This window comes from Pseudomonas sp. USTB-Z, assembly GCF_019691255.1.
Lineage (GTDB): Bacteria > Pseudomonadota > Gammaproteobacteria > Pseudomonadales > Pseudomonadaceae > Aquipseudomonas > Aquipseudomonas alloputida.
Genome location: NZ_JAECZP010000001.1, coordinates 303,070 through 325,651 on the forward strand (window position 1 = coordinate 303,070; position 22,582 = coordinate 325,651).

Annotated in this window: 20 protein-coding genes; 8 read left to right on the forward strand and 12 right to left on the reverse strand. The window is 61.1% G+C overall.

All coding sequences use genetic code 11. The features are described 5' to 3' along the window. Nucleotides 1-105: 105 nt before the first annotated feature. Nucleotides 106-1,470 carry a formimidoylglutamate deiminase gene (locus tag I8746_RS01355; protein WP_088512562.1) on the forward strand — a complete coding sequence of 455 codons (1,365 nt, stop codon included), beginning with the start codon at nucleotides 106-108 and terminating at the stop codon, nucleotides 1,468-1,470. A gap of 154 nt (nucleotides 1,471-1,624) precedes the next feature. Here the strand turns inward: I8746_RS01355 and I8746_RS01360 are convergent, their stop codons facing one another. From I8746_RS01360 to I8746_RS01380, 5 genes are all read right to left on the reverse strand, one after another. Next, nucleotides 1,625-2,197 (reverse strand): lipocalin family protein, encoded by a 573-nt coding sequence (locus tag I8746_RS01360; protein ID WP_010955593.1) that lies wholly within the window; start codon nucleotides 2,195-2,197, stop codon nucleotides 1,625-1,627. Beyond that, nucleotides 2,194-2,448 carry an outer membrane protein assembly factor BamE gene (bamE, locus tag I8746_RS01365; protein ID WP_003249234.1) on the reverse strand — a complete coding sequence of 85 codons (255 nt, stop codon included), beginning with the start codon at nucleotides 2,446-2,448 and terminating at the stop codon, nucleotides 2,194-2,196. The genes I8746_RS01360 and bamE overlap by 4 nt, the downstream gene beginning before the upstream one ends. 227 nt (nucleotides 2,449-2,675) lie before the next feature. Then, complete coding sequence (locus I8746_RS01370) at nucleotides 2,676-3,272, reverse strand: DUF924 family protein (RefSeq protein WP_012053931.1); 597 nt, start codon at nucleotides 3,270-3,272, stop codon at nucleotides 2,676-2,678. A 3-nt stretch (nucleotides 3,273-3,275) separates the two neighbouring features. Beyond that, nucleotides 3,276-4,286, reverse strand: a complete 1,011-nt coding sequence (locus I8746_RS01375) for a class 1 fructose-bisphosphatase (protein ID WP_003249230.1) — start codon at nucleotides 4,284-4,286, stop codon at nucleotides 3,276-3,278. Between the two features lie 237 nt (nucleotides 4,287-4,523). Further along, nucleotides 4,524-6,974, reverse strand: coding sequence for a glycogen/starch/alpha-glucan phosphorylase (locus I8746_RS01380; protein ID WP_012053932.1), 2,451 nt, complete (start codon nucleotides 6,972-6,974; stop codon nucleotides 4,524-4,526). Nucleotides 6,975-7,158: 184 nt separating this feature from the next. Between I8746_RS01380 and I8746_RS01385 the strand changes: the two genes are divergently transcribed. Continuing rightward, on the forward strand, nucleotides 7,159-7,563 hold the full coding sequence (locus I8746_RS01385) for a YkgJ family cysteine cluster protein (RefSeq protein ID WP_003249225.1): 405 nt from the start codon (nucleotides 7,159-7,161) through the stop codon (nucleotides 7,561-7,563). A gap of 98 nt (nucleotides 7,564-7,661) precedes the next feature. Here the strand turns inward: I8746_RS01385 and I8746_RS01390 are convergent, their stop codons facing one another. The 3 genes from I8746_RS01390 to thiI all read right to left on the reverse strand — a co-directional run bounded on the left by I8746_RS01390 (nucleotide 7,662) and on the right by thiI (nucleotide 12,672). Continuing rightward, nucleotides 7,662-9,083, reverse strand: a complete 1,422-nt coding sequence (locus I8746_RS01390) for a PhoPQ-activated pathogenicity-related family protein (RefSeq protein ID WP_088512563.1) — start codon at nucleotides 9,081-9,083, stop codon at nucleotides 7,662-7,664. A gap of 185 nt (nucleotides 9,084-9,268) precedes the next feature. After that, on the reverse strand, nucleotides 9,269-11,089 hold the full coding sequence (typA, locus tag I8746_RS01395) for a translational GTPase TypA (protein WP_003249222.1): 1,821 nt from the start codon (nucleotides 11,087-11,089) through the stop codon (nucleotides 9,269-9,271). Nucleotides 11,090-11,217: 128 nt separating this feature from the next. Continuing rightward, nucleotides 11,218-12,672, reverse strand: coding sequence for a tRNA uracil 4-sulfurtransferase ThiI (gene thiI, locus I8746_RS01400; protein ID WP_003249221.1), 1,455 nt, complete (start codon nucleotides 12,670-12,672; stop codon nucleotides 11,218-11,220). 450 nt (nucleotides 12,673-13,122) lie between these two features. Between thiI and glnA the strand changes: the two genes are divergently transcribed. From glnA to ntrC, 4 genes are all read left to right on the forward strand, one after another. Next, on the forward strand, nucleotides 13,123-14,529 hold the full coding sequence (glnA, locus tag I8746_RS01405) for a type I glutamate--ammonia ligase (protein WP_003249219.1): 1,407 nt from the start codon (nucleotides 13,123-13,125) through the stop codon (nucleotides 14,527-14,529). Between the two features lie 148 nt (nucleotides 14,530-14,677). Further along, complete coding sequence (gene aroQ, locus I8746_RS01410; protein WP_012053934.1) at nucleotides 14,678-15,220, forward strand: gamma subclass chorismate mutase AroQ; 543 nt, start codon at nucleotides 14,678-14,680, stop codon at nucleotides 15,218-15,220. Between the two features lie 267 nt (nucleotides 15,221-15,487). Next, nucleotides 15,488-16,573, forward strand: coding sequence for a nitrogen regulation protein NR(II) (glnL, locus tag I8746_RS01415; RefSeq protein ID WP_003249215.1), 1,086 nt, complete (start codon nucleotides 15,488-15,490; stop codon nucleotides 16,571-16,573). Beyond that, on the forward strand, nucleotides 16,570-18,006 hold the full coding sequence (ntrC, locus tag I8746_RS01420) for a nitrogen regulation protein NR(I) (RefSeq protein WP_003249213.1): 1,437 nt from the start codon (nucleotides 16,570-16,572) through the stop codon (nucleotides 18,004-18,006). Before glnL ends, ntrC begins: the two co-directional genes overlap by 4 nt. 459 nt (nucleotides 18,007-18,465) lie before the next feature. Here ntrC and I8746_RS01425 read toward each other — a convergent pair whose 3' ends face one another. After that, nucleotides 18,466-18,903: a hypothetical protein gene (locus tag I8746_RS01425; protein ID WP_003249211.1), complete on the reverse strand. Its 438-nt coding sequence runs from the start codon at nucleotides 18,901-18,903 to the stop codon at nucleotides 18,466-18,468. On the opposite strand from I8746_RS01425, the gene trmL reads away from it, so the two are divergent. Further along, nucleotides 18,902-19,363: a tRNA (uridine(34)/cytosine(34)/5-carboxymethylaminomethyluridine(34)-2'-O)-methyltransferase TrmL gene (gene trmL / locus I8746_RS01430; RefSeq protein ID WP_003249209.1), complete on the forward strand. Its 462-nt coding sequence runs from the start codon at nucleotides 18,902-18,904 to the stop codon at nucleotides 19,361-19,363. The genes I8746_RS01425 and trmL overlap by 2 nt on opposite strands. 152 nt (nucleotides 19,364-19,515) lie before the next feature. Here trmL and secB read toward each other — a convergent pair whose 3' ends face one another. The 3 genes from secB to I8746_RS01445 are packed head-to-tail and all read right to left on the reverse strand — an operon-like array spanning nucleotide 19,516 to nucleotide 20,710. Further along, nucleotides 19,516-20,001 carry a protein-export chaperone SecB gene (gene secB, locus I8746_RS01435; RefSeq protein WP_003249206.1) on the reverse strand — a complete coding sequence of 162 codons (486 nt, stop codon included), beginning with the start codon at nucleotides 19,999-20,001 and terminating at the stop codon, nucleotides 19,516-19,518. Nucleotides 20,002-20,040: 39 nt separating this feature from the next. Further along, entirely contained in the window at nucleotides 20,041-20,295 is a 255-nt protein-coding gene (gene grxC / locus I8746_RS01440) for a glutaredoxin 3 (protein ID WP_003249204.1), read from the reverse strand. A gap of 1 nt (nucleotide 20,296) precedes the next feature. Next, nucleotides 20,297-20,710, reverse strand: coding sequence for a rhodanese-like domain-containing protein (locus I8746_RS01445; RefSeq protein WP_012053935.1), 414 nt, complete (start codon nucleotides 20,708-20,710; stop codon nucleotides 20,297-20,299). 207 nt (nucleotides 20,711-20,917) lie between these two features. On the opposite strand from I8746_RS01445, the gene gpmI reads away from it, so the two are divergent. Then, nucleotides 20,918-22,453, forward strand: coding sequence for a 2,3-bisphosphoglycerate-independent phosphoglycerate mutase (gene gpmI, locus I8746_RS01450; protein ID WP_012053936.1), 1,536 nt, complete (start codon nucleotides 20,918-20,920; stop codon nucleotides 22,451-22,453). Nucleotides 22,454-22,582 lie beyond the last annotated feature (129 nt).

Below are 22,582 nucleotides of genomic sequence, written 5' to 3' on the forward strand. Positions count from 1 at the left end.
GATGGATCCTTGTGCAAATGAAATGAGCGGTAGCTTGCCGCAGTTTACCCGGCAGGCAAACGCCTGTATATGTATATACAAGTTAACAATAACAGGATTCCACCGATGTCAGCCTACTTCGCCGAACGCGCCCTGCTACCTACGGGCTGGGCCAGCCATGTGCGTATCGAGGTCGCCAGCGATGGCCGCGTGGCCAGCATCGAGCCTGGCGCTTCGGCCGAAGGCGCCGAGCGCCTGGCCGGCCCGCTGCTGCCCGGCATGCCCAACTTGCACTCGCATGCCTTCCAGCGCGCCATGGCAGGCCTGGCGGAAGTTGCCGGCAACCCCAATGACAGTTTCTGGACCTGGCGAGACCTGATGTACCGCCTGGTCGGGCAGATCAGTCCAGAGCAGCTTCAGGTCATCGCCCGCCAGCTGTACATCGAGATGCTCAAGGCCGGTTATACCTCGGTGGCGGAGTTCCACTACGTGCACCACGACCAGGCCGGCAAGCCCTACGCCGACCCGGCCGAGCTGTCGAGACGCATCAGCGCGGCCGCAGCCGACAGCGGCATCGGCCTGACCTTGCTGCCGGTGCTGTACAGCCATGCAGGCTTTGGCGGCCAGGCGCCGAACGACGGGCAGCGGCGCTTCATCAACTCCACCGGGCAGTACCTGCAGCTGCAAGCCCAGCTCGCCCCGCTGCTGGCCGCGCAACCGGCGCAGCAACTGGGCCTTTGCTTCCACTCGCTGCGGGCGGTAACGCCTGGGCAGATCGCCGAAGTGTTGGCGGCCAGCGACAGGCAGTGCCCAGTGCATATCCACATCGCCGAACAGCAGAAGGAAGTCGACGACTGCCTGGCCTGGAGCGGCCTGCGCCCGCTGCAGTGGCTGTACGAGCACGTGGACGTGGACCGCCGCTGGTGCCTGGTACACGCTACCCATGCCGAACCGGACGAAGTCACTGCCATGGCCCGCAGCGGCGCAGTGGCCGGGTTGTGCCTGACCACCGAAGCCAACCTGGGCGATGGGATCTTCCCGGCAGTGGACTTCCTGGCACAGGGCGGACGTATGGGCATTGGCTCGGACAGCCATGTGTCGTTGAGCGTGGTGGAGGAGCTGCGCTGGCTGGAATATGGCCAGCGCCTGCGGGACCAGCGGCGCAACCGCCTGTATCGCGGCGACCAACCGATGGTCGGGCGCACGCTGTATGACGCGGCGTTGGCCGGTGGTGCACAGGCGCTGGGGCAGGCGGTCGGCGAGTTGGCGGTGGGCAAGCGTGCCGACTGGCTGGTGCTCGATGGGCAGGACCCCTACATCGCCATGGCGGAGGGTGATGCCATTCTCAACCGTTGGCTGTTTGCCGGCGGCGATCGCCAGGTGCGCGATGTGATGGTGAATGGGCACTGGGTGGTGCGCCAGGGGCGGCATGCGCAAGAAGAAGAAAGCGGGCGGGCGTTTGCCGAGGTGTTGCGCCAGCTTTTGGGCTGAGTGTATCGGGGCTGCATTGCAGCCCTTCGCGGGCTTGCCCGCTCCCACAGGTTGGACTGCCCACAAAATGTCTTGGGGGCAGCCCAGGGTTCAGCGCAGAACCTGTAGGAGCGGGCTTGCCCGCGAAGGGTTGCAACGCAACCCCCAAAAAAACTCAATGCATTTTTACTATTTGCTGATCGGACGCCCGCCAGATCAAGCGGCTGGTGTCATACCCCTGCTGCCGCGCCCTGGACAGCAGGTTCTCACGCTCCCAGGCCGGCAGTGTCGGTGTGCGCGACAGAATCCAAAGGTATTTGCGGTCCGGGCTGCCGACGATGGCCGTACGGTAGTGCTCGTCCACATAAAGAATCCAGTACTCACCCCGCGCCACGCCTGGTACCAGCCTGGTGAACCAGTTATCGAACTCGACCCATAGCTTGTCGGTGTGCCCCGGCTCCTGGATATTCGCATGCCCTTCGGCGCGAAGCCATTCATCACCCATGGTGCGGCAGCGGTTGAGCACGCCATAACTGCCATCAGGCCTGAGGTTGTAATGGGCCTCGGACTGCTCGCAGCCTTCCTGGAAGCGCATGGGCAGGCGCGCCAGCTCGTACCATTTGCCCTGGTAGCGCTTGAGGTCGACATGGCCGGCGGTTTTCGGCGCCAGCGGGTCGTGCACGGAACCTGCACAACCGCCCAGCAGCAACGCCAGGCATACCCCCATCAGCAGGTACGCACGCCTCATTTGAGGCCCTGCCCGGAATACATCAGCACCTTGTCAGCTGCGTACTGCACGCTGATGAAGCTCTTCTCGTCCCCCCAGGTGCAGCTGCTCATGCCCAACGCGCCAGAACACTCGGTCGGCGTGCCGAGCAACTGCTCGACCTCGGCCTTGTTCATACCGGCCTTGATCTTGGAATAGTTTTCCTGATTGATCTTGCTGCAGGCAGTCAGCACGACGCACAGCGACAACAGGGCGAGGGAACGCAACGACATGAAGGGACACTCCTGAAAGATGATACAGGCGAGTGGCCTGCAGTGACCTTCGACGTGAAAATCCCTCCCAGGTTCCCTGCCCCACCCCCTATGTCCCTACACCATTGGTCGGATGGCCACTACTGTGCGATTAATCACAAAGCATTAATCATGCGCCCAATAAAAAAGGCCGCCCCCAATGGGAGCGGCCTTGCGTCGCGATGCCTGCACAGCAGGCCCCTTGGGCCTCAGAACCGGGACCCAGGCTCCAGCAAAAAGTCCATCTCTTCGCTGGTGCTCGGCCGCTCCAACACCAGGTTGCGGTGCGGGAAGCGCCCGAAGCGGGCAATTACCCGCTGGTGCTGCTCGGCATAGTCGAGGAAGCCTTCAAACAGCCGGCGGTTGGCCTCGGGCTGTTCGTCCAGCAGCATTCGATAACGCTCCACGCACAGGTTCTGCCAGTCCAGCACTTCGGCATGCTCCAGTACCAGCAGCACGAACACGCGCTGGATCGGCAGCAGCTGGTAGTCCCAGCCCTTCTGCAGGCCCTGCATGGCGACCACCTGGGCACGCCGGTCGCCCTCGAAGGCGCGCGGCGTGTCGCGGTAGATCATGCGTGGCAGCTGGTCGAGCAAAATCAGCAGGCCCAGCCAGCCCTGCGGGCTTTGCTGCCACTCTTCGAGCCCACCCGCCAGGGCATGCTCGACCAGGTCGCCAAACAGCGCATGGGCCTCGGCATCGTAATGCTTGCCGAACCACAGCGTGCTCTTCTCGTCAGCCACGGCCTGGGCACTGGTGCCCCAACCGAACCACCACTCCAGCAACGGCTGCCAAGGTGCGAGCATGACTTACTCCTTGTGGTAAGCGGTGACGCGCTCGACCTCTTCCTTCGAGCCGAGAATCACCGACACGCGCTGGTGCAGGCTTTCTGGCTTGATGTCGAGGATGCGATCGTAACCGTTGGTGGAAGCGCCACCGGCCTGTTCGATGATGAACGACATCGGGTTGGCTTCGTACATCAGGCGCAGCTTGCCCGGCTTGCTTGGTTCGCGGGCGTCACGTGGGTACATGAACAGGCCGCCACGGGTCAGGATGCGGTGCACGTCGGCCACCATCGAGGCGATCCAGCGCATGTTGTAGTTCTTCTTCAGCGGGCCGGTCTCGCCTGCCAGCAGTTCGCCCACATAGCGCTGTACCGGGGCTTCCCAGTGGCGCTGGTTGGACATGTTGATGGCGAACTCGGCGGTGGTCTCCGGTACGCGGATGTTTTCGTGAGTCAGCACGAAGCTGCCCAGTTCGCGATCCAGGGTGAAGCCCTTGACGCCGTTGCCCAGGGTCAGGATCAGCATGGTCTGCGGGCCGTAGATGGCATAACCGGCAGCAACCTGCTCGGTACCTGGCTGCAGGAACGCTTCTTCGTTGAGGCTTTCGTTCTGGCTCAGGTACTGGTTAGGGCAACGCAGAACCGAGAAGATGGTACCGACCGACACGTTGACGTCGATGTTCGACGAACCGTCCAGCGGGTCGAAGACCAGCAGGTAGGCGCCTTTCGGGTACTTGCCCGGGATCTGGTACGCGTTGTCCATTTCTTCGGAAGCCATGCCAGCCAGGTGACCGCCCCACTCGTTGGCTTCCAGCAGGATATCGTTGGAAATCACGTCCAGTTTCTTCTGGACCTCGCCCTGCACGTTTTCAGTGCCCATGCTGCCCAGCACACCGCCGAGGGCGCCTTTGGACACGTGATGGCTGATTTCCTTGCACGCACGCGCTACCACTTCGATCAGGAAGCGCAGATCGGCAGGGGTATTGTTGCTGCGGGTCTGCTCAATCAGATAGCGACTCAGGGTAACGCGGGACATGTATGGCTCCGAACGGATTGGGGGGATGAAAAACCCCCGCAGTTTACAGGGAGAGTGACGGGCTAGCGAGTGATGAGACTCGCCACGGCTCTCAGACGGCACAATAGGTCGGTAGTTCAGCCTTCGCCAGGCCGGTGGTCTGGTTGTGGGGCCATTCGCGGACGCGCCCGCGCCTACAGGTGGATAAGGGCCCTGTAGGCGCGGGTTTACCCGCGAACAAGCCAGCACAGGCCCGCCTCAGTCCAGCGCCTTCCAGATCTCGGTCGCATACTCGCGAATAGTCCGATCCGAGGAGAACCAGCCCATCCGCGCGGTATTGAGCACCGCCTTGCGCCACCACTCCTGCGGTGTGTGCCACAGATCCTCGACCCGCCGCTGGGCATCCCAGTAGGCATCGAAATCGGCACACACCAGGAAGCGATCGTAGGCCACCAGGCCGTCGATCAACCCGGTGTACCGAGAAGGGTCGTCTGGCGAGAACACACCACTGCGAATGGCCTGCAACACATCGGTCAAGCGGTTGGAAGCAGCTATGGCGGCATTGGCGCCAAAATCACCGGCACGCTTGCGCGCTTCAACCTGCTGCGCGGTCAGGCCAAAGATGAACATGTTGTCGGCCCCCACCTGTTCGCACATCTCCACATTGGCACCATCCAGGGTGCCGATGGTCAGCGCACCATTGAGGCCGAACTTCATGTTACTGGTACCGGAAGCTTCGTAACCTGCGGTGGATATCTGCTCGGAAAGGTCCGCCGCCGGGATGATGCTCTCGGCCAGGCTGACGTTGTAGTTGGGCAGGAACACCACCTTCAGCAGGCCGCGCACCGTCGGGTCGTTGTTCACCACACGGGCGATGTCGTTGGCCAGCTTGATGATCAGTTTGGCCTGGTGGTAACTGGCCGCAGCCTTGCCAGCGAAGATCTTCACCCGCGGCACCCAGTTGGTGCCAGGGTCGTTGCGTATGGCCTGGTACAGTGCAACGGTGTGCAGCAGGTTGAGCAACTGGCGCTTGTATTCGTGAATACGTTTGACCTGAACGTCGAATAGCGCCTCGGGGTTGACCGTGACGCCGATACGATCCTGAATGATGCTGGCCAGGGCGCGCTTGCTGTGCAGCCGCTGGGCAGCGAACTGCTTGCGGAAACCGGCTTTTTCGGCGAACGGCACCAGGCCCGCCAGACGCGTCTGTGGGTCGTCCTTGAGTTCCGGCCCAAGCGCCTCGACCAGCATCTCGGTCAGTTGAGGGTTGGACTGGTACAACCAGCGGCGGAAGGTAATGCCGTTGGTCTTGTTGTTGATCCGTTGCGGGTAGAGCTTGTGCAGCTCGGAGAACACCGTGCTTTTCATCAACTTGCTGTGCAGCGCCGACACGCCGTTGACGCTGTGCGAGCCGAGAAACGCCAGATTGCCCATGCGCACCCGTCGGCCGTTGTCTTCCTCAATCAGCGAAACCGCGCGCAGCACGTCGAAGTCGTGCAGGCCTTTGGCCCGCAACGCATCGATATGGTAGGCATTGATCAGGTAGATAATCTGCATGTGCCGCGGCAGCATGCGCTCCATCAGCGCTACCGGCCAGGTTTCCAGGGCTTCTGGCAACAGGGTATGGTTGGTGTAGGCGAGCGTGCCGACGGTCAGTTCCCAGGCCTTTTCCCAAGGCACTTCGTGCTGATCCACCAGCAACCGCATCAGCTCCGCCACCGCAATCGAGGGATGGGTGTCGTTTAGCTGGATGGCCGCTGCATCAGGCAGGTTGAGCAGGTCCTTGTGCATGTTCAGGTGGCGCCGCAGCAAGTCCTGCAGCGAAGCCGAGACGAAAAAGTACTCCTGGCGAAGGCGCAGTTCCTGACCGGCCTCGGTACTGTCGGCGGGGTAAAGCACACGCGAAATGCTCTCGGCACGCGCCACTTCAGCCACAGCCCCCAAATGGTCACCGGCGTTGAAGCGCTCCAGGTGCAGCTCTTCCAGCGCGCGCGCGCGCCACAGGCGCAGGGTGTTGACGCTGGATCCGCGCCAGCCGACTACCGGCGTGTCGTAGGCCACCGCCCGCACCGTCTCGCCAGGCCACCATACCTGGCGCTGGCTACCGCTTGCATCGTGCACCGTTTCGACACTGCCGCCAAAGCTGATCGGGTAGATCACCTCGGCGCGCTCGAACTCCCAGGGGTTGCCGAAATCCAGCCAGTTCTCGGTCTGTTCCTGCTGCCAGCCATCGACCACGGCCTGACGGAACAGCCCGTGCTCGTAGCGGATGCCGTAACCATGGGCAGCGATACCCAGGGTAGACATGCTCTCCATGAAGCACGCAGCCAGACGGCCAAGGCCACCATTGCCCAGCGCGGCGTCCGGCTCGAGCAGGCGAATGCGTTCGAGGTCCACATTCAGCCCTTCCAGCGCATCGCGGGCGACGTCCAGCAGGCCCAGGTTGCTCAGGCTGTCGTACAGCAAGCGGCCGATGAGAAACTCCAGGGAAAGGTAGTAGACACGCTTCTGGCTGCGCCGATAGGCCTGCCGGGTGTGATCCATCCAGTGGTCGACCATGTGATCGCGCGCGGCCAGGGCAATGGCTTCGAACCAGTCATGGTCGAAGGCGTGCTCGGGGTCCTTGCCGACCGCGTAGGTCAGCTTGTTCAGTACAGCAGCGCGAAAATCCGCGACTTCGGCGTCACGTGCTTTGGGTTCCTGGGACATGCGGCATCCTCGGGCAAGTTGACGAAAGCGGAGGGAGAGTGTTGAGACTAGACCCTTCGACAGAGAGCGACAGTTACGGTTCGCAGTTTTCATGCCCACTCTGCGATTCCGGCAAAAGGTTGTTCATAAATTGAACAATTCCGGTATCATCGCGCGCCCCAAGACCGTGATCCACCCTATAAAGATGAAAACGACCCTGATCGCCGCGGCCGAAGTCGACCGCCTGGAGACCTGGCAGCGCTATACCAGCAACATGTGCCATGGCTGCCATTCGACCTGCTGCACCCTGCCGGTGGAGGTGAAGATCAAGGATCTGATCCGTATCGGCGTGGTCGACGAGTTCGAAAAAGACGAACCCCCCAAGAACGTGGCCAAGCGCCTGCAAAAAGAAGGCATCATCGAGCGCTTCAACCAGAAGTCCGGGATCTTCACCCTGACCCGGATGAGCAACGACGACTGCATGTACCTGGATCGTAAAAGCCGCCTGTGCACCATTTATGACAAGCGCCCGGATACCTGCCGCAACCACCCCAAGGTCGGGCCGCGGCCGGGGTATTGTGCCTACAAGCCCAAGGTGGTTGGGCGTTGAGTCTTGCGCCGGGGCATAAATCGAGCGCCGCGCAGGCGGCGCTCGATTCTGTGGCGATGCCGAGTTGGGCATGAAGCACTGAACCCACCGCTCCCATTTCAACCAGCGGGGAAGCTCCGGCAAGCCCCCCCCTGATCCGCTGGTGGATGCTCAGGATAAGTCTGCGGCAAAACGCTGACCGGGCTGGTGACAACGAAACCATCAGCAAACCGCGCCTCTACAAACTGCGCCTGCCAGCCTTGCGCCGGCGGCGCCCAGTCAAGGCTGAAGGCCTCACTGGGGATGATCGTCTGCGATGTGTAGCGTACCCCACAGGCATGGCGGAAGTCCCGATCCAAGGGGTTAGCCGCAGTCCACACCTTCACTGCTACAGGCATTTCCGAAAGCCGTACCAGCACATGCGCAGCTCCTTCGCCCGGAGCCACTTGCACGCGAGGCATGGGCAGGCTGGCCTGGATACGCTGAACCATCGGCACGAGGGTAGTGACAACATGCGCACGCACGCCCCCATGGTCCGAGTTCGGCAGCACCCTGAGGCTGGTCTGGCCAGGCAGGCGCTGCAGGTAGTCCGTGGCGTGATCAGGGGCGAAGAAATCATCCCCGCTGGCGGACACCAGGTATTTCGGTATCTTCAGGCGAGCACCCGGCTCATCCAGGTACTGCATCGGGTCCATCAGTGCCATCAACCGAGCGAAGGCCGGGCTGCCCAACTGCTGCAAGACTTCCGCAGCCTGATAGGGCCAGAGCGCCAATGGCCATGAACCACCGTACCGCTTGCGCAAGCCCTCCAGCATGCTGGAAGTGTCGGCAACATCGATGACGCTGGGCACGATGGCAACTACCCGATCATCGGCCATGGCCGTCAGCCATGCACTCCAACCGCGTTTCGAGGCACCGGTGATGATGAACTGCTCGAGGCGTAGCTCGGGCAACGCGTCAGCCATGAGGTCCATGCCCCTGCTGGCGACAGCGGCCATTGGCACATGCAGCGGCAGCTCCGGGGCAGCCGCGTCGTTACGCAGCCAATGCGCCCAGGTGTGGGCCACGGCATCATCCTCGCGCATCGGCGCTTGTGCATCACGGAAGGTCACATACTGGTTGGGCACATCGCTGATCGACGCCACAACAGTCTGTGTCTGCACGGCAATGGCACTCAACGCCTCGGACGAGTAGTCAGGGATTTGTTGTTCCTCACCAAACCTCACACCGTTATTGACCACTACCAACGCTTTCTCCGCCAATGCCACGTCTGGCACGAACAGTTCGACGCGGTGCTCCCACAGGCGGGGCTCAACAACGGGCTCAGGTGACCAGGTCTGTGAGGTCATCCGGTATTGATACAGCGTATAGCCCTGTGCGGGTGTCTTCTGCTCCAACTGGTACTGCAAGGGTGCCTGTCTCACCTTCTCGACATGACAGCGGGCTAATTCCTGCGGTCGCAGCGCGCTACACGCCTGCTGGGCACTGGCCTGAAAACTGACGGCGAGACACGGAATAAACAACAGGTAACGACAATTCATGTTCCAAGCTCCAAAGCAAGAGCCAGCCAACCTAGGCAGGGCCTCTGATTGTCACAAGGCTCCTCGGTTTGCCGTCGAACAAGCACCTGCAAAACACAGTCGCTTCCTACTGGAGCTTTCCACAAGGCAAACAAAAACGCCCCCGGCCTTTCGACCGGGGGCGTTTTCATTCAGCCTGAGCTAACTCAGTTCTTGGCTTTCTTGGCTGCGCGGGTACGCTCGCCTTCGTCCAGGATCTTCTTGCGCAGACGAATCGACTTAGGCGTCACTTCGCACAGCTCGTCGTCCTGGATGAATTCCAGGGCCTGCTCGAGGGTGTGGCGAACTGGTGGCACCAGGGCGATGACTTCGTCTTTGCCCGAAGCACGCATGTTGTCGAGCTTCTTGCCTTTGGTCGGGTTCACGCCCAGGTCGTTGTCACGGCTGTTCAGGCCGATGATCTGACCGTTGTAGATCTCCTGGCCGTGTTCAACGAACAGCTTGCCGCGAGCCTGCAGGGTTTCCAGCGAGTAGGTCAGTGCCTTGCCGGTCTCGACCGAAACCAGTACGCCGTTGAGGCGGCCGGACATCTGGCCCGACTTCATGGTGTCGTAGCGATCGAAGATCGAGGTCAGGATGCCTGCACCGTTGGTCAGGGTCAGGAACTGGTTACGGAAACCGATCAGACCACGGGCTGGAATGTTGTACTCCAGACGAACGCGGCCCTTGCCATCCGGAACCATGTTGGTCAGGTCGCCTTTACGCAGACCCATCTCTTCCATGACCTTGCCCTGGGATTCTTCAGGGATGTCGATGGTGACGTTCTCGAACGGCTCCTGCTTCACGCCGTCGACTTCGCGGATGATCACTTCAGGACGGCCCACGGCCATTTCGAAGCCTTCACGACGCATGGTTTCGATCAGCACCGACAGGTGCAGCTCACCACGGCCCGAAACCTTGAACTTGTCAGGGGAGTCGGTCTCCTGAACGCGCAGAGCAACGTTGTACAGCAGCTCCTTGTCCAGACGGTCCTTGATGTTACGGCTGGTGACGAACTTGCCTTCTTTACCGCAGAACGGCGAGTCGTTGACCTGGAAGGTCATCGAAACGGTCGGCTCGTCAACGGTCAGCGGCTTCATCGCTTCTACCGCATCCGGGGCGCACAGGGTGTCGGAGATGAACAGCTCATCGAAACCGCTGATGCAGACGATATCGCCAGCCTGGGCTTCTTCGACGTCAACGCGGTGCAGACCGTGGTGACCCATCAGCTTCAGGATACGGCCGTTACGCTTCTTGCCGTTGGTGTCGATGGCGACAACCGGGGTGTTCGGCTTGACGCGGCCACGGGCGATGCGGCCAACACCGATAACGCCGAGGAAGCTGTTGTAGTCCAGTGCGGAGATCTGCATCTGGAACGGACCGTCGCGGTCAACAGACGGTGCAGGTACGTTGTCGATGATCGACTGGTACAGCGGGGTCATGTCTTCGGCCATGGCAGTGTGGTCCAGGCCGGCAATGCCGTTCAGGGCCGAGGCGTAGACCACTTTGAAGTCCAGCTGTTCGTCGGTGGCACCGAGGTTGTCGAACAGGTCGAAGATCTGGTCCAGAACCCAGTCAGGACGTGCGCCCGGACGGTCAACCTTGTTGATCACGACGATTGGCTTCAGGCCGGCTTCGAAAGCCTTCTTGGTCACGAAGCGGGTTTGCGGCATCGGGCCGTCCTGGGCGTCGACCAGCAGCAGCACGGAGTCGACCATCGACATTACACGCTCAACCTCGCCACCGAAGTCGGCGTGGCCGGGGGTGTCGACGATGTTGATGTGGTAGCCGTTCCAGTTGATGGCGGTGTTTTTCGCCAGAATGGTAATACCGCGCTCTTTTTCCTGGTCGTTGGAGTCCATGACGCGCTCGTCATTGAGCTCGTTACGCTCCAGAGTGCCGGACTGACGCAGGAGTTTGTCGACCAGAGTGGTTTTACCATGGTCAACGTGGGCGATGATGGCGATGTTACGCAGATTTTCGATCACAAGTGTATCTCGATCAGAGGATTCGGTTGCCGCCCAGTGTAGGCGGCCAATATGTACTGTTTAAGGCTCAGCGGGCCCGGCGGTCGGGAGGGCGATGGCGGATACTGCCGCCATACAGCCCCGGCGTCTTATGTCGGACGATAAACACGCACATTGGCATGTCCCTCACTGAGCAGGTGGTGTGCGTGCAAACGGCTCATCACACCCTTGTCGCAATACAGCAAGTACTGGCGCGTGGGGTCCAGGTGCTTGAACTTGCTGTTGATGGCGTAGAACGGCATGGCCTGGACTTCGATGCCTTCCAGCACCAGAGGTTCGTCTTCCTGGGCATCGGGGTGGCGAATGTCGATGACGATCTGGCCTGGCAGCGCCTCGGCCACTTCCTCGATTTCGATGTCCTTGCCCAGCTCATCGATCACATGGTCGATGGAAATGAACTTGGCGCGCTCGAGCGCGCGCTCCAGCACGGCCATGTCGAACTGCTTTTCTTCGTGCTCCATGCGGTGACGCTTGGCATGGGTGGTCGGGTTTACCGAGATCACGCCGCAATATTCCGGCATGTGCTTGGCAAAGTCCGCGGTGCCGATTTCGGTGGCCTGGTCGATGATGTCCTGCTTGTGGCTGGCCAGCAGCGGGCGCAGCACCAGCTTGTCGGTGGCCGAGTCGATGATCGACAGGTTCGGCAGGGTCTGGCTGGACACCTGGGAAATCGCTTCGCCGGTCACCAGCGCGTCGATCTGCAGACGGTCGGCCATATGGGCGGCGCCGCGCAGCATCATGCGCTTGAGGGTCACGCCCATGTAGCTGTTGTCGACCTTGTTGAGGATCTCGCCAACCACTTCTTCGAACGGCACGCTGATGAACAGTACGCGTTGGCTGCTGCCGTACTTTTTCCACAGGTAATGGGCCACTTCCATTACGCCCAGCTCGTGAGCACGGCCGCCGAGGTTGAAGAAGCAGAAGTGGGTCATCAGGCCGCGGCGCATCATCTGGTAGGCCGCAACGGTGGAGTCGAAACCACCGGACATCAGCACCAGGGTCTGCTCCAGAGCGCCCAGCGGATAACCGCCGATGCCGTTGTGCTGGTTGTGGATCACGTACAGGCGCTGGTCGCGGATTTCGATGCGCACCAGCACTTCAGGCTTTTTCAGCTCGATCCCGGCGGCGCCACACTGCTGGCGCAGCTGGCTGCCGACGTAACGGTCGACGTCCATCGAGGTGAAGTCATGGTGGCCACCGCGCTTGCAGCGCACGGCGAAGTGCTTGCCGGCCAGCAGGTGGCCGAAGTGGTGCTTGCACTTGGCGACGATGTCGTCGAAGTCACCCAGCGGGTATTCCTCTACCTGCAGGAAGTGGGTGATACCCGGGGTGCAGGTGAGGCGTTCGATCATCTCGCGCTGGACTTTTTCGTCTTCGACGCGGGTGACCACCTCGAGATTGTCCCAGACACCATCGACCGCGAGCTCAGGGTCGAGATCCTTGAGCACGTTGCGGATGTTCTTGCCAAGCTGGCGGATGAAGCGCTTGCGCACCGGCCGGCTTTTGATGGTGATTTCTGGGAAGACTTTGACGATAAGTTTCATTGGTTAACAGCGCGCGCAGGGCCTGCCGAAAATGAGGGGCGCGAATTATATCGGAAATTGCTCAGGATTTGACCAACTTTTGATCAGAAGCTTTGAGATAAATGCAGAGGCCAGGTTTTGCAGTGCCTGTTACGGCCCTTTCGCGGGTAAACCCGCCCGTAGGAGCGGGTTTACCCGCGAAGAGGCCCTAGAAGCTAGCACACCACTCACGCCACGCACCCTATTGGTGCGAGATGATCAAAAAACGCATCGTAAGGGTGCACTTTTACCCGCTAACCCAACGCCAAATGCCCGCAAACGCCCCCTTTTATCCCACCCTCGCCATTTTCGGGCACTGGCATGCAATTTGCTCCCTTGTGAGGCAGGTAAGCTTGGCCGACTATCCGCGCCCGGCAACACCCTTTTTCCAGGGCAGCGGCCCACCGCGCTCTAGACCATCCGGAGGACAACATGTCGAAGTCGGTTCAACTCATCAAAGATCATGACGTCAAGTGGATTGATCTGCGTTTCACGGACACCAAAGGCATTCAGCACCACGTGACCATGCCGTCGCGTGATGCGCTGGACGAAGACTTCTTCGAAGTCGGCAAGATGTTCGACGGTTCCTCCATCGCTGGCTGGAAAGGCATCGAAGCTTCCGACATGATCCTGATGCCGGTCGACGAAACCGCCGTTCTGGACCCGTTCACCGAAGAACCTACCCTGATCATCACCTGCGACATCGTCGACCCGTCGAGCATGCAGGGCTACGATCGCGACCCACGCGCCATCGCCAAGCGCGCTGAAGAGTACCTGAAGAGCACCGGCATCGGTGACACCGTATTCGCCGGCCCAGAGCCTGAGTTCTTCATCTTCGACGAAGTGAAGTTCCACTCGGACATCTCCGGTTCGATGTTCAAGATCTTCTCCGAGCAGGGCTCGTGGATGACCGGCGCTGACGTGGAAGGCGGCAACAAAGGCCACCGCCCGGGCGTGAAAGGCGGCTACTTCCCGGTTCCGCCGTTCGACCACGACCACGAAATCCGTACTGCCATGTGCAACGCTCTGGAAGAAATGGGCCAGACCGTTGAAGTTCACCACCACGAAGTGGCGACTGCCGGCCAGAACGAAATCGGCGTCAAGTTCAACACCCTGGTGAAGAAGGCTGACGAAGTACAAGCGCTGAAATACGTCGTGCACAACGTTGCCGACGCTTACGGCCGTACCGCCACCTTCATGCCGAAGCCACTTTACGGCGACAACGGCTCGGGCATGCACGTGCACATGTCGATCTGGAAAGACGGCAAGAACACCTTCTCGGGTGAAGGCTATGCCGGCCTGTCCGACACCGCCCTGTACTTCATTGGCGGTATCATCAAGCACGGTAAGGCCCTGAACGGCTTCACCAACCCGTCGACCAACTCGTACAAGCGTCTGGTCCCAGGCTTCGAAGCCCCGGTAATGCTGGCCTACTCGGCTCGCAACCGTTCCGCCTCGATCCGTATTCCTTACGTTGGCAGCCCGAAAGCCCGCCGTATCGAAGCACGCTTCCCGGACCCATCGGCCAACCCGTACCTGGCCTTCGCGGCCCTGCTGATGGCTGGCCTGGACGGCATCCAGAACAAGATCCACCCAGGCGACGCGGCCGACAAGAACCTGTACGACCTGCCGCCAGAAGAAGCCAAGAACATCCCGCAAGTGTGCGGCAGCCTGAAAGAAGCTCTGGAAGAGCTGGATAAAGGCCGTGCGTTCCTGACCAAGGGCGGCGTGTTCTCCGATGACTTCATCGATGCCTTCATCGAGCTGAAGAGCGAAGAAGAAATCAAGGTCCGTACCTTCGTACACCCGCTGGAATACGAGCTGTACTACAGCTGCTGATCTGATTGGCGCCTCGCGCCGATGACATGATCACAACGGCCTCCCTCGGGAGGCCGTTTTTGTTTTCATACATGCGAATCAGAACGCCCCTACAAGCAGCAGTTGGTCAACTGCGCACAATCCATTCTCCCTCTGTATGGAGAACACCATGCGCCTGGCCATCACGTCACTTTGCTTGCCGTTTGCCTTGATCGGCTGTATCGCTCCTGAAGCCTCCCAGCCTGAATTCAACCCACTCCTATCCAACATCGAGTACCGACTGGACCTGGCCAGCTCGGTTGCACTGCACAAGTGGGAACACAACCTTGCCGTAGCAGCGCCCGAGCGCGAGCGCGAAGTCCTTGCCCTGGTGCGCCAGCAGGCTGCCGACCATGACCTCAGCCCTGAACGCGCCGCAGCTTTCTTCAGCGACCAGATCGAGGCCAACAAGCTGATGCAATACACCTTGCTCGATCGCTGGGTCACGCTAGAGCAGAGGCCATCAGCAGCCGTCCTTGATTTGGTCGACCAACTGCGACCTCGTCTGGACAAGCTTCAGGCAACGCTTCTGTTCGAGTTGGGGCGCTTCGACCGGCACCCTCCAAAGGACTGCGCGCGTAAACTCGCCAACGCCCTGCACGCCCGCACCAATGACCCGATACGCCACCTTGTCCTGGTCCGGGCGACCGCACAGCTGTGCCCGAAACACTAGATGCGTCAATGCTCTATATTGGTGCATAACAACACCAAACGCTCCGCCATGCACCCCAAAACAGGTCGTGCGGAGCGCCCGCTCAGCACATTTTGATCCGATTAAGCGCAAATCCAGGCCTTTCTCAGCTATTTCCGCTTCTTTTCGGAGCCTTGGTTTGTTTCTTGCATTTTTTGCCGGAAGAGAGTCTCGCATCAGCGGATCCACAGCACGCCCGGTTCTGGCCCCAAGTGCCAGGCAAGCGCCAAACGAGGTCAACGACGCCTTATGACCATCAGCGATGCACAGCACCGTCTGCTTCTGGACAACCTGACCACCGCCACGTTGCTGCTCAACGCCGAGCTGCGCCTGGAGTACATGAACCCGGCCGCAGAAATGCTGCTGGCCGTCAGTGGCCAGCGCAGCCATGGGCAATTCATCAGCGAGCTGTTCACCGAATCGACCGAGGCGCTCAGTTCGCTGCGCCAGGCGGTCGAGCAGGCGCACCCGTTCACCAAGCGTGAAGCGCAGCTTACATCGCTGACCGGGCAGACCATCACCGTCGACTACGCGGTAACGCCGATACTGCATCAAGGCCAGACCCTGCTGTTGCTCGAGGTGCACCCGCGGGACCGTCTGCTGCGCATCACCAAGGAAGAGGCCCAACTGAGCAAGCAGGAAACCACCAAGATGCTGGTGCGCGGCCTGGCCCACGAAATCAAGAACCCCCTTGGCGGCATCCGCGGAGCGGCCCAGCTACTGGCCCGCGAACTGCCCGAGGAAGGGCTGCGCGACTACACCAATGTGATCATCGAAGAGGCCGACCGCTTGCGTAACCTGGTCGACCGCATGCTCGGCTCCAACAAGCTGCCGTCGCTGGCCATGACCAATATTCACGAAGTGCTGGAGCGGGTGTGCAGCCTGGTCGATGCCGAAAGCCAAGGGTGCATCACTTTGGTGCGCGATTACGACCCAAGCCTGCCGGACGTGCTGATCGACCGAGAACAGATGATTCAGGCCGTACTCAACATCGTGCGTAACGCCATGCAGGCGATCAGCTCGCAGAATGAGCTGCGCCTGGGTCGCATCACCTTGCGCAGCCGTGCCCTGCGCCAGTTCACCATCGGCCACGTGCGTCACCGCCTGGTAGCGCGGGTAGAAATCATCGACAACGGCCCGGGCATCCCGCCGGAACTGCAGGACACCCTCTTCTATCCCATGGTCAGTGGCCGCCCGGACGGTACCGGGCTGGGCCTGGCCATTACCCAGAACATCATCAGCCAGCACCAGGGCCTGATCGAGTGTGAAAGCCACGCTGGCCATACCGCCTTCTCGATTTACCTGCCTCTGGAACAAGGAGCCACCGCCTCATGAGCCGAAGTGAAACCGTATGGATCGTCGACGATGATCGCTCCATCCGCTGGGTCCTGGAAAAAGCCCTGCAACAGGAAGGCATGACCACCCAGAGCTTCGACAGCGCAGACGGTGTCATGGGACGCCTGGCACGCCAGCAACCCGACGTGATCATTTCCGACATTCGCATGCCTGGCACCAGCGGCCTCGACCTGCTGGCGCAGATCCGCGAGCAACACCCGCGCCTGCCGGTCATCATCATGACCGCCCACTCCGACCTGGACAGCGCCGTGGCCTCGTACCAAGGCGGTGCCTTCGAGTACCTGCCCAAGCCATTCGACGTCGACGAAGCGGTATCGCTGGTCAAGCGCGCCAACCAGCACGCTCAGGAGCAGCAAGGCCTGGATGTGCCACAGAACCTGGCGCGCACCCCGGAAATCATTGGTGAAGCCCCGGCGATGCAGGAGGTGTTCCGCGCCATCGGCCGCCTCAGCCACTCCAACATCACCGTGCTGATCAATGGCGAGTCCGGCACCGGCAAAGAACTGGTGGCCCACGCCCTGCACCGGCACAGCCCACGCGCAGCATCGCCGTTCATTGCCCTGAACATGGCCGCCATCCCCAAGGACTTGATGGAGTCGGAGCTGTTCGGCCATGAGAAAGGCGCCTTCACAGGTGCTGCCAACTTGCGTCGCGGCCGTTTCGAGCAGGCCGATGGTGGCACGCTGTTCCTCGACGAAATCGGGGACATGCCTGCCGACACCCAGACCCGCCTGCTGCGTGTGCTCGCCGATGGCGAGTTCTACCGCGTGGGCGGCCATGTGCCGGTCAAGGTCGACGTGCGCATCATCGCCGCCACCCACCAGAACCTGGAGTCACTGGTGCAGGCCGGTAAGTTCCGTGAGGACTTGTTCCACCGCCTGAACGTGATCCGTATCCATATTCCGCGCCTGGCCGACCGCCGCGAGGATATCCCCGCCCTCGCCCGCCACTTCCTTGCCCGGGCGGCCCAGGAGCTGGCAGTCGAGCCGAAGATCCTCAAGCCGGAGACTGAAGAGTTCATCCGCAACCTGCCATGGCCGGGCAATGTGCGGCAGATGGAGAACACCTGCCGCTGGATCACCGTGATGGCCTCCAGCCGCGAAGTGCTGATCGGCGACCTGCCACCCGAACTGCTGAACCTGCCACAAGACGCCGCGCCGGTAACCAACTGGGAGCAGGCCCTGCGCCAGTGGGCCGACCAGGCATTGGCGCGCGGGCAGACCAGCCTGCTGGACAGTGCAGTGCCGAGCTTTGAACGGATCATGATCGAAACGGCACTCAAGCACACCGCCGGCCGCCGTCGCGATGCCGCGCTGTTGCTGGGTTGGGGGCGCAATACCCTGACGCGCAAGATCAAGGAGCTGGGGATGAATGTGGCCGGGGGGGATGATGAGGAAGGTGATGACCACTGAGCTCTGAATTAGCTTTTTAGCTTGCTGGGGCTGCTTTGCAGCCCATCGCGACACAAGGCCGCTCCCACAGGATCACCTCTGCCCCCTGGCTGATGCGATCCTGTGGGAGCGGCCTTGTGTCGCGATGGGGCGCAAAGCGGCCCCAGTCATTTCAGCCTTCTGAATGCACCGTTCCTGTGCCGGCTGCACCTCTCGAAGGCACAAATCCCCTCAAAATCCGGCCAAATCACCCGCTAAGCCCAGTATTCACGGCTTTTGCAAAACTGGCACGCCCCCTGCAATAAGCAATACATCTCCAGTTTCGGGGGCCCTGGTACAGGCAGGCCGGGTGAACCCCTCTTTTATTTGCAGCACCGCCGCTTTTGGGGACCTCGGTACAGGCAGGCCGGGACATCCCCCCTTTATACGCAGCACCCCTTTTGGGGACCCTGGTACAGGCAGGCCGGGATATCCCCTCTTTTATTCGTGCAGTTTCACTTGCACCCGCCAGCGCCCAGCGTCCTCTGCACCGGCCCATTCGCCGTGCAGGGGGCGCGCGGCCACCACCGTCAACAACAAACCTTCCTTGCTGTGCTGTACCCGCCAGCTCACCGGCTTGCCCTGCAGGCTGAGCTGCCCTTGCTGAGCCTTGCCCTGGGCCTGAAACAGCAACGCCACCGTCCCTTCCACGTTCTCGCCATGCAGCTTGGGCTCTTCGTTGAACCACAGCTCCAGGCCATCCTGCGTCGCTTGCACCTGCTGCAGCTCACGCTCGTCCGGCGTAGTCAGGCGACCGATCATCAGCCCTACCATCAAGCCAACGATCGCCAACGACAGCATCACCCGTGGGAAGGCCTTCGAACGCACGTCCGGTTCAGGGGTAGAATGCCCGTCATCTTCACGTTTGGAGCCGTGCATGTTTCACGTCATCCTTTTTCAACCAGAAATTCCGCCGAATACCGGCAACATCATTCGTCTATGCGCCAACAGCGGCTGTGCCCTGCACCTGATCGAACCCATCAGTTTCGAACTGGATGACAAGCGCCTGCGCCGCGCAGGGCTGGACTACCACGAGTATGCCACGCTCAAGCGCCACGAGAGCTTGGCCGGATGCCTGGAAAGCCTTGGCAACCCACGGTTGTTCGCCTTTACCACCAAGGGCTCGCACCCGTTCCACGAAGTGGCCTTCCAGCCGGGCGACGCCTTCTTGTTCGGGCCAGAGAGCCGCGGGTTGCCGGCCGAGGTGCTGGATAGCCTGCCGGCCGAGCATCGCCTGCGCCTGCCGATGCGGCCAGGGTGCCGTAGCCTGAACCTGTCCAATACCGTGGCGGTGACGGTGTATGAGGCGTGGCGGCAGAACGGGTTTGCCGGGAGCTGATGTGTTGCCTGTGCGGGCCTCTTCGCGGGTAAACCCGCTCCTACGCAGGCCGAGAGAACGGCGCAATCCCCTGTAGCGGGTTTACCCGCGAAGAGGCCCGCGCCGGCAACAAAAAAGCGCCCCGAGAGGCGCTTTCTTGATACCGGCAGTAATTACTGCACAGTAGGCGCTTCACCCGCTTCCTGCATACGCTGCATTTCTTGCGCGTACAGGGCGTCGAAGTTGACCGGCGACAGCATCAGCGCCGGGAACGAACCGCGGGTCACCAGGCTGTCCAGGGCCTCACGGGCATAAGGGAACAGGATGTTCGGGCAGAACGCACCCAGGGTGTGGCTCATCGAAGGCGCATCGAGGTTGGCGATCAGGAAGATACCGGCCTGCTGCACTTCAGCAATGAAGGCCACTTCATCACCGTTCTTGACGGTAACCGACAGGGTCAGCACGACCTCGTGGAAGTCACCTTCCAGGGATTTCTGCTTGGTGTTCAGGTCCAGGGCAACGCTCGGTTCCCAGGTCTGACGGAAGATCTGCGGGCTTTTCGGGGCCTCGAACGACAGGTCGCGCACATAGATGCGCTGCAGGGAGAACTGAGGGCTGTTGTCTTCTGCAGCAGCGCCGTTGGTCTGTTGGTCAGTCATGTCAGATCCTTATCCTAATGTTTTTGAATGCAGTGCAAATCAGGCCGCCAGCAACGCGTCGAGCTTGCCCGCGCGCTCCAGGGCATAGAGGTCATCGCATCCACCGACATGGGTACTGCCGATCCAGATCTGCGGCACCGACGTACGGCCGGCTTTCTGACTCATCTCGGCGCGAACCTGCGGTTTGCCGTCGACCTTGATTTCCTCGAAGGCCACGCCCTTGCTCTCGAGCAGGTACTTGGCACGCATGCAGTAGGGGCAGTAGTCGCTGGAATAGACGATGACAGGCTTCATATCACTTCACCAGGGGCAGGTTATCGGCTTTCCAGCTGGAAACGCCACCGCTCAGTTTGGCGGCGTTGTAACCAGCTTTGAGCAGCTCGCGGCAAATGGTGCCGGACTGCTGGCCCATCGCGTCGACGACGATCAAGGTCTTTTCTTTATGCTTGCCCAGCTCGGTCATGCGGTTGGCCAGCTTGTCCTGCGGGATGTTCACCGCGCCGACGATGTGACCGGCGGAGTATTCCTTGGCCGGGCGAATATCGATCACCAGGGCCTTCTCGGCATTGACCAGGGCTGTCAGTTGGCCATTAGTCAGGCTCTGGCCACCACGACGGATTTCATTGACGAGCAGCAGGACCAGCAGAATGAGGAAGATCGCAACCAGGATGTAGTGATCTGTCGCGAATTGAATCAGGTGAGCAACCATCAGCGGTGTTCCAGGCGATTGAAAATGCCGGCCAGTATACACAGCCCCTTGGTGCCACCAAAGCCCGACGGGCCGGCCACAAAACCACCTTCATGTTGCTACCACAGGTGCGCCGGTCGGTGGAATGGGACGAATATTAGCCGCAGGTGGCGTATTTGCCCTAAAATGCGTGTCTTTATCATCTTTGAACAACCGTGAGTTTGATTGATGACGAGCACGCCCAAACCCCTGGTCCTGATTATCCTGGATGGCTTCGGCCATAGCGATATCCCCGAACACAACGCCATCTTTGCCGCCAATAAACCGGTCTATGACCGCCTGTGCGCCACCCAGCCGCACGGCCTCATTTCCGGCTCGGGCATGGATGTCGGCCTGCCGGACGGGCAAATGGGCAACTCGGAAGTCGGTCATATGAACCTCGGCGCAGGTCGCGTCGTGTATCAGGACTTCACGCGGGTGACCAAGGCCATCCGCGACGGCGAGTTCTTCGAAAACCCGGTACTGACCGGTGCTGTGGACAAGGCAGTCGGTGCTGGCAAAGCCGTGCACATCCTCGGCCTGCTGTCCGATGGTGGCGTACACAGCCACCAGGACCACTTGGTGGCCATGGCCAAACTGGCCGCCCAGCGTGGCGCTGAAAAGATCTACCTGCACGCCTTCCTCGATGGCCGGGACACCCCGCCACGCAGCGCGCAGTCGTCCATCGAACTGCTCGACGCCACCTTCGCCAAACTGGGCAAGGGCCGCATTGCCAGCCTGATCGGCCGCTACTACGCCATGGACCGCGACAATCGCTGGGACCGCGTCAGCGCCGCCTACAACCTCATCGTCGACAGCGCTGCCGAATACACCGCTGACACGGCCCTGGCAGGCCTTGAAGCCGCTTACGCCCGCGACGAAAGCGACGAGTTCGTCAAGGCCACGCGCATTGGCGATGCCGTCAAGGTCGAAGATGGCGATGCCGTGATTTTCATGAACTTCCGCGCCGACCGCGCTCGCGAACTGTCGCGTGCATTTGTAGAGCCAGACTTTACGGAATTCGCCCGTGCGCGCCTGCCGAAGATGGCGGCGTACATCGGCCTGACCCAGTATTCGGCGAAGATCCCGGCACCGGCAGCCTTTGCCCCGTCCAGCCTGAACAACGTTCTGGGCGAGTACCTGGCGAAAAACGGCAAGACCCAGCTGCGCATCGCCGAAACCGAGAAATACGCCCACGTCACCTTCTTCTTCTCGGGTGGCCGTGAAGAGCCGTTCGAAGGCGAGGAACGCATCCTGATCCCGTCGCCGAAGGTCGCCACCTATGACCTGCAACCGGAGATGAGCGCACCAGAGGTGACCGATCGCATCGTCGAAGCCATCGAACAGCAGCGCTTCGACGTCATCGTGGTCAACTACGCCAACGGCGACATGGTCGGCCACACCGGCGTGTTCGAGGCGGCGGTCAAGGCCGTCGAAGCACTGGATACCTGTGTAGGGCGCATTGTCGATGCACTGGAGAAGGTCGGCGGCGAGGCCCTGATCACCGCTGACCACGGCAACGTCGAGCAGATGGAAGACGAGTGCACCGGCCAGGCGCACACCGCGCACACGACCGAGCCGGTACCGTTCATCTATGTGGGCAAGCGCAACGTGAAAGTGCGTGAAGGCGGCGTGCTGGCAGACGTGGCGCCGACCATGCTGAAGCTGCTTGGGCTGGAAAAGCCGGTGGAAATGACCGGTACCTCGATTCTGGTCGACGCCTGAATGTCGAAAGGGGCTGCGTTGCAGCCCCAATTGCACATGAATTCCAGACAAACGCCCCCCTGCATCCGCAGCGAGGCGTTTTTTTTGCCTGCCCAGGCGGGCATACTAGGCCAGTCTCCATCCTTGGTA

Coding starts and splice junctions, on each gene's coding strand:
- I8746_RS01375 (WP_003249230.1), bottom strand. CDS start 4,286: ATGTCCCGCGTTACCCTGAGTCGCTATCTGATTGAGCAGACCCGCAGC.
- aroQ (WP_012053934.1), top strand. CDS start 14,678: ATGCGCCTGGCCATCACGTCACTTTGCTTGCCGTTTGCCTTGATCGGC.
- bamE (WP_003249234.1), bottom strand. CDS start 2,448: ATGTCGTTGCGTTCCCTCGCCCTGTTGTCGCTGTGCGTCGTGCTGACT.
- thiI (WP_003249221.1), bottom strand. CDS start 12,672: ATGAAACTTATCGTCAAAGTCTTCCCAGAAATCACCATCAAAAGCCGG.
- glnA (WP_003249219.1), top strand. CDS start 13,123: ATGTCGAAGTCGGTTCAACTCATCAAAGATCATGACGTCAAGTGGATT.
- I8746_RS01370 (WP_012053931.1), bottom strand. CDS start 3,272: ATGCTCGCACCTTGGCAGCCGTTGCTGGAGTGGTGGTTCGGTTGGGGC.
- I8746_RS01445 (WP_012053935.1), bottom strand. CDS start 20,710: ATGGTTGCTCACCTGATTCAATTCGCGACAGATCACTACATCCTGGTT.
- I8746_RS01425 (WP_003249211.1), bottom strand. CDS start 18,903: ATGCACGGCTCCAAACGTGAAGATGACGGGCATTCTACCCCTGAACCG.
- I8746_RS01355 (WP_088512562.1), top strand. CDS start 106: ATGTCAGCCTACTTCGCCGAACGCGCCCTGCTACCTACGGGCTGGGCC.
- secB (WP_003249206.1), bottom strand. CDS start 20,001: ATGACTGACCAACAGACCAACGGCGCTGCTGCAGAAGACAACAGCCCT.
- I8746_RS01390 (WP_088512563.1), bottom strand. CDS start 9,083: ATGAATTGTCGTTACCTGTTGTTTATTCCGTGTCTCGCCGTCAGTTTT.
- I8746_RS01360 (WP_010955593.1), bottom strand. CDS start 2,197: ATGAGGCGTGCGTACCTGCTGATGGGGGTATGCCTGGCGTTGCTGCTG.
- gpmI (WP_012053936.1), top strand. CDS start 20,918: ATGACGAGCACGCCCAAACCCCTGGTCCTGATTATCCTGGATGGCTTC.
- grxC (WP_003249204.1), bottom strand. CDS start 20,295: ATGAAGCCTGTCATCGTCTATTCCAGCGACTACTGCCCCTACTGCATG.
- glnL (WP_003249215.1), top strand. CDS start 15,488: ATGACCATCAGCGATGCACAGCACCGTCTGCTTCTGGACAACCTGACC.
- I8746_RS01385 (WP_003249225.1), top strand. CDS start 7,159: ATGAAAACGACCCTGATCGCCGCGGCCGAAGTCGACCGCCTGGAGACC.
- trmL (WP_003249209.1), top strand. CDS start 18,902: ATGTTTCACGTCATCCTTTTTCAACCAGAAATTCCGCCGAATACCGGC.
- I8746_RS01380 (WP_012053932.1), bottom strand. CDS start 6,974: ATGTCCCAGGAACCCAAAGCACGTGACGCCGAAGTCGCGGATTTTCGC.
- ntrC (WP_003249213.1), top strand. CDS start 16,570: ATGAGCCGAAGTGAAACCGTATGGATCGTCGACGATGATCGCTCCATC.